The organism is Sphingomonas sp. BK036 (assembly GCF_004216825.1).
In the GTDB taxonomy this organism is placed as follows: domain Bacteria; phylum Pseudomonadota; class Alphaproteobacteria; order Sphingomonadales; family Sphingomonadaceae; genus Sphingomonas.
The window spans coordinates 165,837-182,872 of the sequence record NZ_SGXR01000005.1; the positions used below are offsets into that span (position 1 = coordinate 165,837).

At 65.8% G+C, this 17,036-nt stretch carries 12 protein-coding genes; 3 read left to right on the forward strand and 9 right to left on the reverse strand.

Features of this window, described 5'->3' with window-relative positions; translation table 11 throughout:
- Positions 1–84: 84 nt before the first annotated feature.
- Positions 85–1,638 (reverse strand): aldehyde dehydrogenase (NADP(+)), encoded by a 1,554-nt coding sequence (locus EV283_RS11030; protein ID WP_130325342.1) that lies wholly within the window; start codon positions 1,636–1,638, stop codon positions 85–87.
- Positions 1,639–1,811: 173 nt separating this feature from the next.
- Between EV283_RS11030 and EV283_RS11035 the strand changes: the two genes are divergently transcribed.
- Positions 1,812–2,612: a transglutaminase-like domain-containing protein gene (locus EV283_RS11035; RefSeq protein WP_130325344.1), complete on the forward strand. Its 801-nt coding sequence runs from the start codon at positions 1,812–1,814 to the stop codon at positions 2,610–2,612.
- 25 nt (positions 2,613–2,637) lie between these two features.
- Here EV283_RS11035 and EV283_RS11040 read toward each other — a convergent pair whose 3' ends face one another.
- The 3 genes from EV283_RS11040 to EV283_RS11050 form a co-directional block, all read right to left on the reverse strand.
- Positions 2,638–2,859, reverse strand: a complete 222-nt coding sequence (locus tag EV283_RS11040) for a hypothetical protein (RefSeq protein WP_130325346.1) — start codon at positions 2,857–2,859, stop codon at positions 2,638–2,640.
- Positions 2,860–2,956: 97 nt separating this feature from the next.
- A complete protein-coding gene (locus EV283_RS11045; RefSeq protein ID WP_207223108.1) occupies positions 2,957–3,439 on the reverse strand; it encodes a peptide-methionine (S)-S-oxide reductase in 483 nt (160 codons plus the stop codon).
- Between the two features lie 82 nt (positions 3,440–3,521).
- Entirely contained in the window at positions 3,522–4,085 is a 564-nt protein-coding gene (locus EV283_RS11050) for a GNAT family N-acetyltransferase (RefSeq protein WP_130325350.1), read from the reverse strand.
- Positions 4,086–4,256: 171 nt separating this feature from the next.
- Between EV283_RS11050 and EV283_RS11055 the strand changes: the two genes are divergently transcribed.
- The gene (locus EV283_RS11055) at positions 4,257–5,015 is read left to right on the forward strand and encodes a FadR/GntR family transcriptional regulator (protein ID WP_056414604.1); all 759 of its coding nucleotides are present in this window, start codon (positions 4,257–4,259) and stop codon (positions 5,013–5,015) included.
- A 9-nt stretch (positions 5,016–5,024) separates the two neighbouring features.
- Here the strand turns inward: EV283_RS11055 and EV283_RS11060 are convergent, their stop codons facing one another.
- From EV283_RS11060 to EV283_RS11080, 5 genes are all read right to left on the reverse strand, one after another.
- Positions 5,025–6,578, reverse strand: coding sequence for an alpha-L-fucosidase (locus tag EV283_RS11060; RefSeq protein ID WP_130326057.1), 1,554 nt, complete (start codon positions 6,576–6,578; stop codon positions 5,025–5,027).
- Positions 6,579–6,658: 80 nt separating this feature from the next.
- Positions 6,659–7,447, reverse strand: a complete 789-nt coding sequence (locus tag EV283_RS11065; protein WP_130325352.1) for an SGNH/GDSL hydrolase family protein — start codon at positions 7,445–7,447, stop codon at positions 6,659–6,661.
- A gap of 8 nt (positions 7,448–7,455) precedes the next feature.
- Complete coding sequence (locus tag EV283_RS11070) at positions 7,456–9,771, reverse strand: glycoside hydrolase family 31 protein (protein WP_242615919.1); 2,316 nt, start codon at positions 9,769–9,771, stop codon at positions 7,456–7,458.
- A 298-nt stretch (positions 9,772–10,069) separates the two neighbouring features.
- Positions 10,070–12,145, reverse strand: a complete 2,076-nt coding sequence (locus EV283_RS11075; RefSeq protein WP_242615920.1) for a beta-galactosidase — start codon at positions 12,143–12,145, stop codon at positions 10,070–10,072.
- Positions 12,146–12,170: 25 nt separating this feature from the next.
- A complete protein-coding gene (locus EV283_RS11080; RefSeq protein ID WP_242615921.1) occupies positions 12,171–13,727 on the reverse strand; it encodes an alpha-L-fucosidase in 1,557 nt (518 codons plus the stop codon).
- 395 nt (positions 13,728–14,122) lie between these two features.
- Between EV283_RS11080 and EV283_RS11085 the strand changes: the two genes are divergently transcribed.
- On the forward strand, positions 14,123–16,939 hold the full coding sequence (locus EV283_RS11085) for a TonB-dependent receptor (RefSeq protein ID WP_130325358.1): 2,817 nt from the start codon (positions 14,123–14,125) through the stop codon (positions 16,937–16,939).
- Positions 16,940–17,036: the final 97 nt, after the last annotated feature.

Sequence of the window (17,036 nt, forward strand, 5' to 3'; positions counted from 1 at the left end):
ATACGAACGGTGGAATACGAACGGTGGAATGCGAACGGTGGCGGGAGGCGGTCACTCGACCGCTCCCACCACCGCGCCGCGCGATCACCCCTCGGTGCGCGGCAGGCCGAGCGGGTTGCCGTGCTTGACCGCCTTGGGCAGCAACGCGTCGGGCAGGTCCTGGTAGCAGACCGGGCGCAGGAACCGCTCGATTGCCGCAGTGCCGACCGAGGTCGTGCGCGGATCCGAGGTGGCGGGGAAGGGGCCGCCATGCACCATCGCCGGTGCGACCTCGACGCCCGTCGGCCAGCCGTTCGCGAGAATGCGGCCAGCCTTGCGCTCGAGTACCGGCAGCAGCGCCGCCGCGTCGGCATGATCGCCCTCGTCGATCTGCAGCGTGATCGTCAGCTGGCCTTCGATCGTCTCGAGCACGCGGCGAACCTCGGCGAGGTCGGCGCAGCGGATGATGATCGACGCCGCGCCGAAGACTTCGTGCGACAGCGCCGGGTCGGCGACGAACGCCTTGCCGGTCGTCGAAAACAGCGCCGCACGGCCGCGGTTCGCGCCCTCCGCGTCGGTGCCACGCGCGAGCGTCTTGACCGAGTCATGGCCGGCGAGCGCGGCGACGCCCTGCTCGTAGCTGGCATGGATGCCGGGGGTCAGCATCACCTGCGGTGCGGCCTCGCCCAGCGCAGCCGCCGCCGCCTGGACGAAGGTGTCGAGGTCGGGGCCGTCGACCGCGACGACGATGCCGGGGTTGGTGCAGAACTGCCCCGATCCCATCGTCAGCGATCCGACATACGCCTTGCCGAGCGCTTCGCCGCGCGCCGCCAGCGCCGCGGGGAACAGAATGACCGGGTTAATGCTGCTCATCTCGGCATAGACCGGGATCGGCTCGGGCCGCGCCGCGGCGAGCGCGACCAGCGCGAGGCCACCGCTGCGCGATCCGGTGAAGCCGACAGCCTTGATCCGCGGATCGTTGACGAGCGCGGCACCGAGTTCGTTGGCGGGGCCCTGGACGAGCGAGAAGACGCCTTCGGGCAGGCCGCACTTGGCGACCGCGGCCTGGATCGCCTTGCCGACCATGACCGACGTACCGGGATGTGCGGGGTGGCCCTTGACCACGACGGGGCAGCCGGCGGCCAGTGCGGAGGCGGTGTCGCCGCCTGCGACCGAGAATGCGAGCGGGAAGTTCGACGCACCGAACACCGCGACCGGACCGACCGCGATGCGACGCTGGCGCAGGTCGGACCGCGGCGCAGGCTTGCGATCGGGCTGCGCGTGATCGATCACGACCGACGCCCATGTCCCCTGGCGCAGATGCTTGGCGAACAGGCGAAGCTGGCCGGTGGTGCGACCGCGTTCACCCTCGAGCCGTGGCTGCGGCAGGCCGCTCTCCTGCATCGCCCGCGCGACGAGCGGCGCGTGGATCGCCTCGATCTCGTCGGCGATCGTCTCGAGGAACACCGCGCGCGCCTCGGGGTCGGTCTCACGGAAGGTGTCGAACGCGGCGTCGGCGAGCGTGCACGCGTCGGCAATGTCGTCCTGGCTCGATACCGCGAAGGCGGGCTCGATCTTCGCGTCGGTCGATGGGTCGATCGCCAGGAAGGTAACGTCGCTGCTTACGGCGCGTGCGCCGATCGGGAAGGTGCCGTCCATGTCAGTTCTCCAGGTCAAACGGTGCAGGCCGTATCGTCGCGACTGCGTTGGCCAGCGTTGCGCATGCACTATTGGTGGGAGCGGTAACACGCAAGCGCAAGGTCGGGATGTTTCGCTTGCGGCGGCCCGGCGCAAGGCGTTGCGGAAGATCGCGGCGCTCCCATCTTGGCGGGATGCATGATGATCTCATCCACCTTGGCCTAATCGACGACGCCGACGTCGTTCTCGACGAGGCCGCACTCGCCCTGGCGCTGCCCGATCATCCTCAGGCGAACCGCGAGGCGTTTCAGGGCGTCTTCCAGGCGATCGCCGACCGGCTGGAAGCGGCCGGCAGCGAGGGGCTCGACGCGCGGTCGCAGGCCGAATTGCTCGCGATCGTCATCGGCGACGAGTTCGGCTTCGTCGGCGATTCCGCGACCTATGACGATCCCGCCAACACCGACATGATCCGAGTCATCGAGCGTCGCCGCGGACTGCCGGTCAGCCTGTCGATCCTGTATGTCGCGGCGGCGCGGCGGCTGGGCTGGACGGCGAACATCCTCGACGTGCCGGGGCATGTGCTCGTGCTGGTCGGCGAAGAGGCGGTTCCGGTGATGATCGACCCGTTTCGCGGCGGCGAGCCGGTCGATCGCGACCAGCTCGTCGCGCTGCTCCACGCGGTGGATCCCGGCCGGGTCGCGGCGGCAAACCATGTCGCGACGATGCCGAACCGCGCGATCCTCCTGCGCCTGCTGATGAACGCGGCGACACGCGCCGAAGCGGCGGGGGACGGCCGACGCGCGCTCATTCTCTATCACCGCATGACACTCGTCGCGCCCGACTCGGGCCATGCCTGGTGGGAACGCGCGCGTCTCGAACTGACCAGCGGCGACATCGGCGCCGCGCGCGGGAGCCTCAGCGCGATGCTGGAGATCACGCGCGAGCCCGAGCTTCGCGCGAAGGTCTCCGGCATATTGGCGTCGTTGCACGCGTAAGCCGGGGACGGCCCCGGCCTGACCTTCAGCCGGGAATACCCCAGTTCGCCTCCTCGCCGGCGGCCTTGGCGGTGCGCACCAGATGCTCGACATAATTCTGGAAGACCGGCACGGTGAAGGTGACGAGCGTCGGTTCGCCGTTGGGCTCCTTGAAGGTCAGCACGACAAAGCGGCCGCCTTCCTCGTCGAGGACGAGGCCAGCTTCCATTGCGCCCGGCCCGCTGGGGGTGATGATCGTTGCGGTCATTGTTCGTCTCTTGCGTTGCCGGTGTGTCGTGGCGGCTATGCCGTACATCTTCCTTCGGCGTCTACGGCCTCGCGCCTGCCCCCGGACGATATGAGAGTCAGGGCAGCGCGATGTCGGCGAAGTGCTGCCGGATATATGCCAGCTTGGGGTCGATATAGCGGCGGCAGAACGGCCTGCCGGGGTCGGTCTGGTAGTAATTGCGGTAGCGTTCGTCGGACTCGCGGAACCCGACGAACGCGAGCACCGCGGTCCTGGCTGGCTCGCCCGTGTCGCTGGCGAACCGCGCGATCGTGCGCGCGGCTTCGTCGTGCTGCTGATCGTCAAAGACATACACCGCGCTGCGATACCGCCCTCCCGGCGAATAGATGCCGCTCGCCGAATGCGTCCGGAGGTGGACCTCCGCCAAAATGCCGAGCTGTATGATCGCGGGATCGAAGGTCACGATTACGCCTTCCGCCCAGGCCTCCCACGGCGGCTCGGACTGGAGGAACCCCTGATCGACCTGAACGACGCCGCGCAACGCTTGGAAGACCCCCTCCGTGCACCAGTGGCAGCCGCCGCCAAAGCCGATCTTCTCCACTGTCACCTCTCCGCGCCGGTCCCGTCGCACCGGCTCGTAGTGACGCCGTCGCAGGGCGCAACCGTCGACGGAGCGGCAGGCGTTACCTCGACAGGGTCATCCGCAGGATCATTGAGGCTGAATCGCCGGGGCATGGTGCGGCAATCCAGCCGCGTTCGCGTTCCAGTTCGATCGCCTGATGGTTGTCGCGGCTCTCGATCGATTCGAGCGTCGTGATCCCCCTGGCGCGCGCAAATGCGGCGACATGATCGAGCATGCTCCAGCTGATGCCGCGACGCTTGAAATCGCTGCGGATCGCCAGTGCGACTTCCGCGCGCACGAGGTTTTCGTCCGCCGCCAGCATCGCGGTCGCGACGATCGCGTTGGTCGCTGGATCGAAGGCGAGGAAATTCTCGGTACGCTGGTGATCGACCGTGACGAGCGCGCGGAGCTGCTCGCGGCCAACCGTGTGGATCGCGCTGAGGAAGCGAAACCGCAGATCCTCGACGTCGACATGTTCGAAGAACGTGCCGAGCGCAGCCTCGTCGGCGGGGCAGGCGGGGCGAACGTGGAAGACATAGCCCGTCCGCGTCGCGATATCCGCGCTCCACGACACGACCGGGAGTGTTGCTCCGGCGTCTGCGCGCTCGCTGACGAGTTCGACCATCGTGATGTCCTTTGCGATTGGCCACCGCGATCGGCGGCGCACGCCGTACCTACCCGCAAGGCGACCGCCGCCGCAGCGTCGGGAAACACGTAGCGTCCCCCGCGACCGCGTCACCCGGACGATATGGAAAGGACCACTTGTCGCCACCCCGATTTTGGGCGACCAAGCCGCATGATCGAACCCAAGCCTACCAAGGTCCGCACGGCATTGGGCCGCAACCTCACCTACGGAATGCTCGATACGGTGGGCCGTGCGATCGTCACCGGCCATTATGACGGAAAACGCTTTCCGACAGAGGCGGAACTGGCGACCGAGCACGGCGTCAGCCGGTCGGTCACGCGCGAGGCCGTCAAGATGCTGACCGCGAAGGGGTTGCTGTCCGCGCGTCCACGGCAGGGCACGATCATCCAGCCGAACACCGCCTGGAACCTGTTCGACACCGATGTGCTGCGCTGGCTGCTCGAACGCCAGTTCACGCTGCCGCTGCTGCGCAGCTTCAACGAGCTTCGCCTCGCGGTCGAGCCGATGGCGGCGCAGCTTGCGGCGATGCACGCGACGTCGGCGGGCGTCGCGATGATCGCGGCAGGCTATGCGCGGATGGAGGCGGCCGAGCGCGGCGATGACGATGCGCTCGATGCTGATATTGCGTTCCACGTCGCGATCCTGCGCGCGTGCGACAATCCTTTCTTCGCGCAGTTCGAGGATCTGGTGTCGACCGCCTTGCGCACCTCGATCCGGTTCACCAACCGCTTCAAGGGCCGCAGCGCCAGCCTGCCCGCGCACAAGGCCGTGCTCGAGGCGATCGCCGCGCGCGACGCAGGTTCCGCCAGCGCGACGATCCGGTCGATCATCGAGGACGTCATGATCCTCATCCGCCAGGCCGAGAGCGAAGGCGCGGTGGTCGATCGCGGGGCAGCCGTGCTCGGCTGACGCGAACGCCTATACCAGCCCGCGCCCTTCGATCTTGAGGACGGGGACGAACCCGCCGCCAGGGTTCGCGGGCATCGTCAGGTGCAACCCGCGCGCATCCCGGCGGTGCGCGATCGTCGCACCGCCGAGCAATGTCACGCGCTCGACGGCACCCTCGGCAAAGCGGTGGCGGCCCAGCGCCTCGATCGTGACCTCGCCTTGTGGCCAGCCCAGGAACAGGGCGTAGAGCGCGCCCTTGTTGGTGGTGAACCGCACGTCGCGCGGCGTGAACACCCCTAACGACTGCTCGTTCTGCATGCCCGCCTGTAGCTTGGTCGGGCCCTCGCCATAGATCCGCCACGGCCGCGAGCCGAAGATCGCCGCGTCGTTGACCGCGATCCAGCGGCTCATGCCATCAAGGATCTTCTCCTCCTCGCCGTCGATCGAGCCGTCGCCCGGTTGCGGGATCGACAGGAGCAAATTGCCGTTCTTCGACACCACGTCGGCAAGCCGCTGGATCACCTGTTCGGCAGTCTTGTAGCTTTTGTCGGTCAGGCGCGCGACATTGTAGAACCAGTCGCCGATGCACGTGTCGGTCTGCCACGGCTCGTCCCACAGATGGTCGGTGAAGCCGCGCTCGACGTCCTGCACCAGCCCGAAGCGCGCATAGGGCTTCAATTGCTTGGCGGTCAGCACGACGTCGATCGTGCCGTGCCACGCGATCGATCGGTTGTAATAGTCCGCCGCCGCCTGCAACCCGATCGGCCCGAACGGCAGTTCGTAGTCGTCGAAATAGCAGAAGTCGGGTTTGTATGTGTCGATCAGGTCGGTCTGGCGGAGCAGCCATTTGGCGGCATAGCCCGGATCGTTCGGCGGCGGCGTTTCGATCCATTGGCCGTCGTTCGCCTCATGCCAGGCGGCCATCGCCGCGATCGTGTCGATCCCGTTGGGCAGAACCGCGTGCGCGCCGGTATAAAGCTGTTGCGGGTCGAGCCCGTCCCACCATTTTCCGCGGCCGTCGGCGGCGCGCAGCGTGAAGGCGTCGTAGCGTTGCCCCTTCAACGGCCCGATCGGGTCATAGCCATAAGCGGTCTGATACCAGTGCCAGCTGTGCGCGGCATGGTTCGACACGCCGAACTTCAGCCCGGCCTGCCGCGCCGCCTTCGCCCAGGTCCCAACCACGTCGCGTTTAGGCCCGACGCGCAGCGAGTTCCACGCGTGATAGCGACTGTCGTAGCAGTCCAGATTGTCGTGATGGTTGGCGAGCGAGACGAAATATTTCGCGCCCGCCTTGGCATAGCGCGCGATCAGCGCATCGGGATCCCAGCGGTCCGCGGTCCAGCGGTTCATCACCTCCATCATCCCCGACCAGGTCGGATGGCCATAGGTTTTGAGGTGGTGGTCGTACGCGGGGTGCCCCTGCAGGTACATCAGGCGGCCGTACCAGTCGCCCTGCTCGGGCACCGATTGCGGCCCCCAATGCGACCACAGCCCGAGCTTCGCATCGCGAAACCAGTCGGGGTAGCGATAGTGATTGACCAGCGACTGCCAGGTCGGTTGCACCGGACCACGCGCCAACCCCATCGGGCTCTGCGCCAGCGCGTGCGTCGCGGGACCGAGTGCTGCGATCCCTGCTAGCACCGACCGGCGGCTGAGATCGACGCTCACTTGGCCCCGGATACCCGGCGGATCGCGGCGAGCGCGAGCGGCCGCATCACCGCATAGCCGGCGGGCGTCGGGTGGACGCCGTCACTCGCCAGCCCCGGCTTCATCGCGCCCTGGGGCGTGGCGAGCGCGGTGTAATAGTCGACATAGGTAAAGCCGTTCTTCGCAGCATAGGTTTTCAACCAGCCGTTCAACGCGCGGATCTGCGGCACCGGCTGCTTGTCCTTGCTCCACGGGAAGGCGGCGGCTGGCGGGATCGAGGCGATGATCACCTTGATACCGTTTGCGCGCGCGAGGTCGGCCATGCTGGCGATGTTGCCCTGGACGATCTCCATCGTCGAGGCGCCGGTGTTGCCCGCAATGTCGTTGGTGCCCGCCATGATCTGCACCGCGCGCGGCTTGAGCGCGATCACGTCCTCGCGGAACCGCACCAGCATCTGCGGCGTGGTCTGGCCGCTGATCCCGCGATCGACGACGCCGCCGGTGAACAGCGCGGCATCTGCGCCGATCCAGTTGTCGGTGATCGAATCCCCCATGAAGACCATGCGGACGGGCGTGCGCGACGCCTTCAGCTGATCGTTCTGCGCGCGGTACCGGCACAGCTGACCATAGTCGCGCGTCATCATGTGCCGCTTCCAAGCCTCCCACCCCGCGCCGTCGGTCGGCGCGGGGTGCGCGGGGCAGGGGTCCGCGACGATCCCGACTGGGTCGCCGGCATAGGGATCGCCGGGCGACACGGTCTGCGCGATCGCGGGCACCGCAGCCAGCGAGAGTGCGACGACCAACATGCCCCGCTTCACTTGGCACCCACGATCTGGACCAGCGATGCGGCATTCTGGCCGGTCGGCAGCTTGCCCGACGCGGTGAGCCGTGCGGTCTTGTCGTCCCAGCGCAGCATGGCCTTGCGACCGCCCTTGGTCTGGTACGCGTTGGTCACGCCGTCATCGTCGTACAGCGCGAAGCTGGCATCGGCGCCGGGATAGATGCGGATGCTCTCCAGCGCCTGCGCCGTCGCGGTACTCGGCACCTGGACGCCCATCGGGATGATCGACCCGGCGCGTACGAACAGTGGAATCTTGTCGATCGGCGCGTTCGCGGTGACGGTCTGGCCGCCGGTGAACCGCTGGTTGGTCCAGTAGTCATACCAGTCGGCACCCGCGGGCAGATAGACCTGGCGGCTGGTCCTGCCCTGTTCGGTGACGGGCGCGACCAGGAAGGCGGGGCCGAACATATATTCGTCGCCCATGTCGGCGACCGCGGGATCGTTCGGGAAATCCATGAACAGCGCGCGCATCATCGGCGCGTTGCTCTCGTAGGTCTGGCGCCCGAGCGAATAGATGTAGGGCATCAGCGTGTAGCGGAGCTTCAGGAAGGTCGCGAGGATCGGCTCGGCCGCGGCGCCATATTCCCAGATTGCGGTGGCAGGGCGCTGGCCGTGGATCCGCAACGTCGGCGTGAACACGCTATAGGCGAACCAGCGCGTGAACAGCTCTGGGTAATCCGCATAGTCGGGTGCCATCGCCTTTGCGCCTGCCGGATCGACCAGCACAGGACGGGTCGCCTTCGGCCCGCTCGGCCATTGCCAGCCGCCGATGTCGCTGCCCCAATAGGCCATGCCGCTTGCGGTGAAGCCAAGCCCGGCGGGCACCTGGCGATGCAGCGCCTCCCAGGTCGACTTGATGTCCGACGACCAGAACAGCCCGCCATTGCGCTGTGCGCCCAGATAGGCGGCGCGCGACAGGATCAGGTTGCGCATCGTGGGGCGGTCCTTCGCCGACCCCTCCGCCACGCCCGTCGTGTGGAGCAGCGGGAAGACGTTGTGATAGCGGTCGCCCGAGCCGATCGAATAGAAGCTGCCGTCGGGAACCAGGTCGGGCTCGGTCTCATCCAGCCAGAACCAGTCGAAGCCCTGGCTGGCGATGTTGTCGCGGATCCGCTCCCAGAACCAGTGGCGCGCATCGGGGTTGGTGCTGTCGATCAACGCGCCGGCCCGGTCGGAACGGATCGGCAGCCCGTCGACGACGTTGCCGTCCTTGTCCTTCAGGAACCAGCCCTTGGTCGACAGCAGGTCGAAATAGCGCGATTCCTTCTCGAAGCGCGGCCAGACGCTGATGATCGAATGCATCCCCATCGACTTGAGCGTGTCGTTCATGCCCTTGGGGTCGGGGAAATAGGTACGGTCGATGTCGAGTTGACCCATGCGCGACCAGTAGAACCAGTCGAGCACCATGATGTCGAGCGGCAGGCCGCGGCTGCGATAGCCGTCGGCGATGCCGAGCAGTTCCTTCTGCGTCTCGTACCGCGCCTTGCTCTGGATAAGCCCGAACGCAGCCTTTGGCGGCAGCGGCGTCGTCCCGGTCAGCGTGGCATAGCCGGCATAGATCTCGTCGGTCGTGGCGCCCGTGATCACGAAGAACGACACCCGCTCGCCGACCTCGGACTGCCAGTGCGTCGAACTGTGCAGACCGGGGGAGACGATCGTCGCGGACGGATTGTCCCAGACGATGCCATAGCCCTTGTTGGTGACCATGAACGGCACGCAGACCGTCTCGCCCGCGGGCGCATCGTAATTGTGGCGGCAGTCGATCGTGCGGCCGCGCAGGTCGAGCTTGCCCTCCTGGTTCTGGCCCAGCCCGTAATAATGCTCGTCGGCGGGCGAGGCGAAGCTTGCGCCGACCCGGAACGTCTTCTCGCCGTTGACGGTGTGCGGGGCCATTTCCCAGCCGGTCATCTGCGTCAGCATCGTGCCGTCGGGCTTGCGGATCGTCACCGAGACCGGCGGCAGCGATGGTGCGAAATAGCGCTCCATCTGCGACGGCGCCTTGGGCCAGGGCTTCGCATCGACCGACAGTGACAGCGCGCTGGAGGCGAACACGTCGGCGCTATTCGTGGTCTGATGCGTCCAGCCGGCAGCGTTGGGCTTGGCGTTGGGGCCATCGCCAGGGGGCGCGTCGACCTGACCGCGATCGGTCGCGATCGTCACGCGGACGATGTTGGGCGCATAGGCCTCGACCGAGACCAGGCTGCCGTTGCGATCGACCGTCGCGATTGGCGCGGCGATCGCGGCCGTCCCCAGCGTCGCGAGCGAGGCCCCGATCGCCAAGCGTGCCACCAGTCGCGACGACCATCCTACGCGCGTCGTGTGGAGAGATGGCTCGGACGATGGCGTGAGCGCACGCGCTGGGGAAATGTACATCGAAATCCTCTCCATGGGCCTGTGCCCTTTGGGTAGCGCTATCATAGCACGAGTGAAATTTTGTCGGATAATTGCAGAAACGGGATGCAGATCAACCAGATTTCTCGTCGACGGCCGGATGCCTATGATCAGGCGTTCCGACTCTGCCCGGCCAGCCACCGAAGATCCCGGACGACGGGGGCTGCGTGTGCCGGGCAGGGGCGGTCGACCGGCCTTACCGCAGGAGCGCCACCCCGTAGGGCGCAAGATCGAGCGAGCCGGTCTGCGTCTTGCCCGTCAGCGTATCCTGCTTCTGGCCGGCGAGCGCGACGCGCACGGGCGCGTTGCTGGTGTTGACGTACAACGTGCGCCCCTCGACGACCCGGGCGACCACGCCCGGCGGCGTGACGGGGCCGCGCTCGATCCCGAGTTCGGCATAAAGCGACCGGACCAGCGGATCGAGAAAGGCGGGCTGCGCGGCAGTGGCGAGATAGATCGCCCGACCCTTGCCGAAGCGGTTGACGGTGATCGCAGGGCTCGGCCGGGGGGTGTTGGTAAACATCGCCAACGGTTTGGCCGTGCTGGGTTCGAGCACTTCGTAATAGGGATCGCTGCCGGTTTGCTCCTTGCCCTCGAACGTCACCTTCAGCGGCTGTTCGGCACGGTAGAACTCGTTCGTCCGCACGCCGAACACATCGGTCAGTCGGCCGGGCAGCGGCGTCTCGAACCACTTGCCCGTCTCGTCCACCTTGGCGGAATAGCCGGTCATGATGACCGTACCGCCGTTCGAGACATAGCGCCGCACCGCGTCCGCGGTTTCCTTGTCGATCATGTACGCGCTCGGCAGGATGACGAGCTTGTAGCGATCGATCGGGTCGTGGCCGATGTCGATCACGGCGGTATCGATGTTGTCTACGAACAGCGGTTCGAGCGCGGCCTTCGCCTGGTCGGGATAGCTGGTCTTGAAATATTCCTGCATCGTGTTGGGCCCGGGCGGGGGCGAGGTCAGCCAGTTGGTCTGGAACGAATAGGCGATCGCGACCTCGGGCTTGCGGTAACGGGGGAAGCCCATCGTCTTCAGCTTGGCGAACTCGCTCGCGATCTGGCCGAACTCGCCGACCTTCCACGACGCGCGGCCGTCATGGTCGACCAAGCCGAACAGCCCCTGTTCCTCGCCGCCGCTATGCGAGTTGAACGTCCAGGCGAGGAAGGTCTGCGCGTAATAGATCAGCCCGAAATAGGCCCACATCCGCGACCGGCCCGGCGTCCCGTAATAGCCGCCACCGCCGGCGGTGAACTCGTTCAGCCACATCGGCGTGTCGTGCGCGGCGCGGTTTCGCGAGACGTCCAGCGCCGCGCCGAGCGGCTCGCCCGGATAGAAGCCCTGTCCGCCATAGGTCGAGACCTTGTCCCACGACCGCAGATAGTCGAACCCCTTGGTCCATGCGTCGGGCCAGAAATTGGATGCGACGGGCAGGTTGGGGGCATGCTCCTTGCGGACAGCCTCAAGCTCGGTGAGCGCGCCGATCGTATCGTCCGACCAGAAACGGCGAAGGTCGAGATTGCGCTCGTTCGGTCCGGGTCCGTTGCCATAGGGCAGGTCGACCTCGTCCCAGCTGTTGATCCGGCGCGACCAGCGCTGCGTCGCCCAGGCGGTATTGAGCGCCGCGATCGTCCCGTATTTCTTCTGCAGCCAGCCGACGAAGCGTTGCCGGTCCGCCGGCGAATACGACATCTGGCCGTTGCCGATCTCGTTGGTGTAGCCGATCGCGATCACCGCAGGATTATGCGCGTAGCGCTTGAGCATCTGCTCGGCGAGCCGCCGGACGAGCCGGCGATAGTCGGGATCGCTAATATTGTCCCAATAGCGGGTCGCCGCGTTGCGCCGGACGCCGTCCTGCGTGACGAGGTCGACGCCGGGATAGCGTTTGTGCAGCCAGGTCGGCGCGGGCTGACCGGGAATGTCGAGCAGCACCTTGATCCCCGCGGCGTGCATCTGGTCGAGGATCGCGTCGAACCATTCAAACGTGAAATGCCCGTCCTGCGGCTCGAACGAATCCCAAGACAGATCGCCCATCCGGACCATGGTGAACCCGGCCGCCTTCATGATCGCGATATCCTGGCGGATCTGTTCGGGCGACCGGTCGATCGGCTGATAACAGGCGCCGACGAACAGATCGCCGCGGCCCGGCCAGTCGGGATGCCCGGCGGCACTTTGTGCGATCGCCGGACCGATGCCGGCCAGCGGTACCGACAGCGTCGCCGCGGCGAGCAGGGCAAACCGCAGCCCGCGGATAATCGAATGCGTCAAAAAGCCTCTCCAAGCCTATACTATGTCAGGCGAACGCGATCGCGAACGCGCTTGCGTGACGCGTCGGCAGGACCGCCGGCAGATCGATGACCAGCGCCTGTCCGGTCTGACGAAACGCGATCCCGCCGGGCCGGCCAAGCAGGCGGACCGAACGGACGCGGCGGCGTTCGTGCGGATTGGGCTGGGCCAGCGACGTGATCACCGTCTGCCCCTGCGGCATGCCGAGCGTGATCGCATACAGCGTGTCACCCTTGGTCGTGAACCGGATGTCGCGTGGCGTGTAGCTGGTCTTTTCCGCAAACGCCCCCGCGGCGGCGGTGGTGGGTCCTTCGCCATAGATGGTCCAGGGGCGGGTACCGTGGATGGCCTCGCCGTTGGCGGCCATCCATGGCGCCAGATCGCTCAGCAACCGATCGGACTCTGCCGGCAGGCTGCCATCGGCGTGCATCACGACGTTCAGCAACAGGTTGCCGTTCTTGCTGACGACATCGGCCAGCATCGCGACCACCTCGTCGGTGGTCTTGTACGTGCCGTTCCGGTCGAAGAACCAGTCGCCGTTCGAAGTGTCGGTCTGCCAGGGATGCGGATTGATCCCCTTGAGGACCCCGCGCTCGACGTCCTGCACCGCCCAGTCCGTGCTGAACGCGCCCGAGCCCGTATCCTTGCAGTTATAGACGGCCTCCAGCTTGCCGTTGCGCGCCATGCTGCTGTTGTAGAAATGCGCGAGGAGCGAGCGGCCGACCGCGCCGAACGGCAGGCCGCCGTCCGAATAGAGCAGGTCGGGCTGGTAACTGTCGATCAGGTCGCGGATCCGGTCGAACCACAGCGCGTGATAGGTCGGGTTGGTCGTGTACCAGCTCGCCGGCGTGTTGAGGAACGGCTCGTCGCGGTTGCTGTGGTAGAGATCGGCATAGCGCGGATCGGCGCCGTCATATGCGACTCCCAGCTTTGGCCAGAACTGATCGTAGAGATGATTGGGATACCACCAGGAATAGCTCGCGCCGAGATGTTCGGACACGCCGAAGCGAAGTCCGCGGCGGACCGCCGCCGCCTTCCACGCGCCGACGATGTCGCGCTTCGGTCCCATCGCGACGGCGTTCCAGCGCTGATGCTTCGACCGCCAAAGGTCGAAATTATCGTGATGGACGCCCATCGACACGAGGTAGCGTGCGCCCGCGGCGGCATAGCGCGCGGCGAGCGCATCAGGATCGAAGTTTTCCGCGCGCCACAGCGGGATGATGTCCTTGTACCCCGATGTCGACGGGTGGCCGTAGGTTTTGAGGTGATGATCGTAATGCGGGTGCCCGGGCACGTACATGAAGCGCGCATACCAGTCGCCCTGGCCAGGAACCGCCTGCGGTCCCCAATGCGCCCAGATCCCGAACTTGGCGTCGCGAAACCAGTCCGGCGCGCGGTAGCCGGCAAGCGACTGCGCGGTGGACTCGAACCGACCGGGTGTGATCGCCCGGTCGAACAGCGCTGGCGGTCGTCCCTGGGTCGATGCGGCGGCACGCGACCGTGCGCCGACGCCAAGTGCTGCACCCAACGGTGCCCCTAGCAGCTCGCGTTTGCTGAACGTCACCAAGATCCTCTCCCCAGATACGGTGGGCCGCGCTGCGTCATCGTCAGTCGGACGTATAAGCAGCACATACTATGGCTGATGAACAAGTCCTACAAATGAAAATTGCCGGTATGGTGTGTGATGCGCTCGAACGATCTGCCCCTTGTCTCGCAACCATCATTTTGAGGCGGTTACCGGAGCATATAGCTGCCTGACTGCAACTGCCCCTGAGATTCTAGTGAGACATATTTATCATCAATTCTCATTTTTTGTCCGCGTAAACGCAATTAGCATATAATTTGTCGAGATCATTCGCTAGGCGCCGCGGTCGATACGGTAGCGGCGCCGCCGCACACGATATCCAAGAGTGAACCGCAGGCGGCCCGCAAGGCCCAGACCTGCCGGAGGAGAGTGTGATGAAGCGTTCCAAGATTCGCATCGGCAGCATCCAGGGCCTCAGCACGACCGTGTCGCTGCTGGCGCTGGTGATGGTGGGTTCGGTAGCCCAGGCGCAGACTGCGGCGCCCCAGGAGGACGCCCCCGCCACCACCGCCCCCTCAAACGCGCAACAGGCCAGCGGCACTGTCGCGCCGAGCGCCGATCCGGGCCAGGTCGCCGATACCGCACCCGCTGCCGACGCAGCCGCACCCGGCGATATCGTCGTCACCGGCGTCCGCGCGAGCCTTCAGTCCGCGCAGAACATCAAGCGGAATTCGGTGCAGATCGTCGATTCGATCGTCGCCGAGGACATCGGCAAGCTGCCCGACCGCAACATCGCCGAGGCTCTGCAGCGCATCTCGGGTATCCAGATCCAGCGCAATTTCGGCGAAGGCAGTTCGGTCGCGATCCGCGGGCTGACGCAGGTCCGGACCGAATTGAACGGGCGCGACATCTTCACTGCCAACAATTCGAGCAACGCGCTGAGCCTGGAGGACGTCCCCTCCGAGCTGCTCGCCGGGATCGATGTCTACAAGAACCCGTCGGCGGACCTGATCGAGGGGCAGCTCAGCGGCACGATCAACTTCCGCACGCGCAAGCCGTTCGACTTTGACGGCTTCAAGGTCTCGGGTGCGGCGACGAACACCTATTACGACCTCGTCAAGAAGAGCAAGCCATCGGCGTCGTTGCTGGTCAGCGATCGCTGGGACACCGGCATTGGCGAGATCGGCATCCTCGCAAGCGCCTCGTATCAAAAGACCAGTTTCCGTCAGGACACGATCTCGACCGAGCCGTTCTACACGCTCGACCCGAGCAACGCCAACGACGCCGCGACGCTGGCCGCGCTTGGGCGTAATGGCCAGACCACCACGCTGCCGCACGGCACCGGCATCGGCGAAGTGTTCGGCGACCGTCGTCGTCTCGGTATCGACGTGTCGCTGCAGTGGCGGCCAACCGACACGCTGGAATTCACCGGCGAGGTGTTCCGCAACGATTACAAGCTGCGATCCTATGGCTACAGCTATTTCGCGTACACCAGCGGCGCGTCGATCACGCCGCAGCCGGGGGCGGTGTTCACCTATGCGCCGAACGGCGATTTCCAGAGCGGGACGTTCACCGACGTTCCGATCGGCAACAACACCTCGATCGGATCGCGCCATTCGGTCACGACCGATTACTCGCTCAACGGCAAATGGAAGCCGACCGCAAACCTGACGATCACCGGCGATCTCCAATATGTCGATTCCAAGACCGACAACCTGAATTCCATCGTCGGCTTGAGCGGCGTCGCCACCACGCTGACCCAGGATATCTCGGGTGAAGTCCCCGCGTTCCAGATCACGTCCGCCAACGGCCTGGCGAACCCGGCGACGTACAGCAAGGGCTTCTACCTCGATAACCTCAACAACTCGAAGGGCACCGACAAGGTCGGCCGCCTCGACGGCGAATATCGGTTCGACGGGGGGATCCTCAGCTCGATCAAGGCCGGGTTCCGGTTCGCGGATCGTCGCAACCGGACTAGCGATACCGGCTATCGCTATACCGGGCTGACGGGGGCAGCGACCAACCTGCGCTATGTCGATCTCAGCGGCTTCTTCCGCGGGCAGGCGGATCTCTTCGGCGACATCCAGGCGTTCTCGCTGCCGACGGTCCTCAGCTACGACGACACGCGCCAGTCGCTCGGCATCACCTCGACGCCCGGCTACGTGCCGAGCGGCACCAACACGCAGGCGCAAAAGACCTATTCCGGCTATGCCGCGGCCGTCTTCAAGGCGGACGACCTGCCGGTACCGATCGACGGCAACCTCGGCGTGCGCGTGGTCCAGAGCAAGGTCGCGGTATCGGGCTTCTATCAGCAGGTGGACCTGATCACCGCACCCGACGGGACGCAGTCGACCGCCGCGCCCACCTTTACCGAGGTGAACGAGGCAAATACCTACACGTCGGTGCTGCCGAGCCTCAACGTGCGCGGCCGCCTGACTGACCGGCTCCAGCTGCGGTTCGCCGCGTCGAAGAACATCTCGCGGCCGGACTTCAACCAGCTCAACCCGAGCCTGACGATCACCGAGCCGGGCACCGCGCAGATCGACCAGCAGCATGTCACGTCGACCGGCAATCCGTATCTGAAGCCGATGAAGTCGACGAATTTCGACGCCTCTCTCGAATGGTATTTCGCCAAGAGCGGATCGCTGACGGTCGCCGGATTCTACAAGGATATCTCCAACTATATCCAGACGGTCATTACGCCGCGTAACGTCACCTTCACCGATGGCGTGACCGCGACCTACGACGTCACCACCTACAACAACGCCAGCAAGGCGAAGGTGAAGGGCGCGGAAGTCGCGTATCAGCAGTTCTTCGATTTCCTCCCCGGCGCGCTGGGTGGCCTGGGTGTCCAGGCAAACTTCACCTATGTCGATTCGCAGGCGCCGAGCCCGGCGAGCGACGGTCCGGTGACGCAATTGTCGCTGGAGGGGCTCTCCAAGTATAACTATAATTTGATCGGCATCTACGAGCGTGGCCTGATCTCGGCCCGCGTGGCGTATAACTGGCGCAGCGAGTTCCTCGTGACGACCTCGGCAAACGGCACAGGCAACCTGCCGCAGTTCCAGAAGGCGTCGGGGCAGCTTGACGCATCGATCACCGCGAACATCACGCCGCATCTGTCGCTGACGCTGAACGGGACCAACCTGACCAACACGGTGCGGTCGACCTATTACGGTATCACCAGCCGCCCACGCGACCTGATCATGAGCGACCGCCAGATCAGCGGGGTTGCCCGCATCACCTTCTGATGGCTGTAGGCTATCGATGCGCGCATCGGCGGCGGGTCTGCATTCGCACGGGTCAGAACACCGTCCGCACCGACTGGTAAGGGGGGCTGCGAAGACG

Coding starts and splice junctions, on each gene's coding strand:
- EV283_RS11030 (WP_130325342.1), bottom strand. CDS start 1,638: ATGGACGGCACCTTCCCGATCGGCGCACGCGCCGTAAGCAGCGACGTT.
- EV283_RS11035 (WP_130325344.1), top strand. CDS start 1,812: ATGCATGATGATCTCATCCACCTTGGCCTAATCGACGACGCCGACGTC.
- EV283_RS11040 (WP_130325346.1), bottom strand. CDS start 2,859: ATGACCGCAACGATCATCACCCCCAGCGGGCCGGGCGCAATGGAAGCT.
- EV283_RS11050 (WP_130325350.1), bottom strand. CDS start 4,085: ATGGTCGAACTCGTCAGCGAGCGCGCAGACGCCGGAGCAACACTCCCG.
- EV283_RS11055 (WP_056414604.1), top strand. CDS start 4,257: ATGATCGAACCCAAGCCTACCAAGGTCCGCACGGCATTGGGCCGCAAC.
- EV283_RS11060 (WP_130326057.1), bottom strand. CDS start 6,578: ATGGGGTTGGCGCGTGGTCCGGTGCAACCGACCTGGCAGTCGCTGGTC.
- EV283_RS11065 (WP_130325352.1), bottom strand. CDS start 7,447: ATGTTGGTCGTCGCACTCTCGCTGGCTGCGGTGCCCGCGATCGCGCAG.
- EV283_RS11085 (WP_130325358.1), top strand. CDS start 14,123: ATGAAGCGTTCCAAGATTCGCATCGGCAGCATCCAGGGCCTCAGCACG.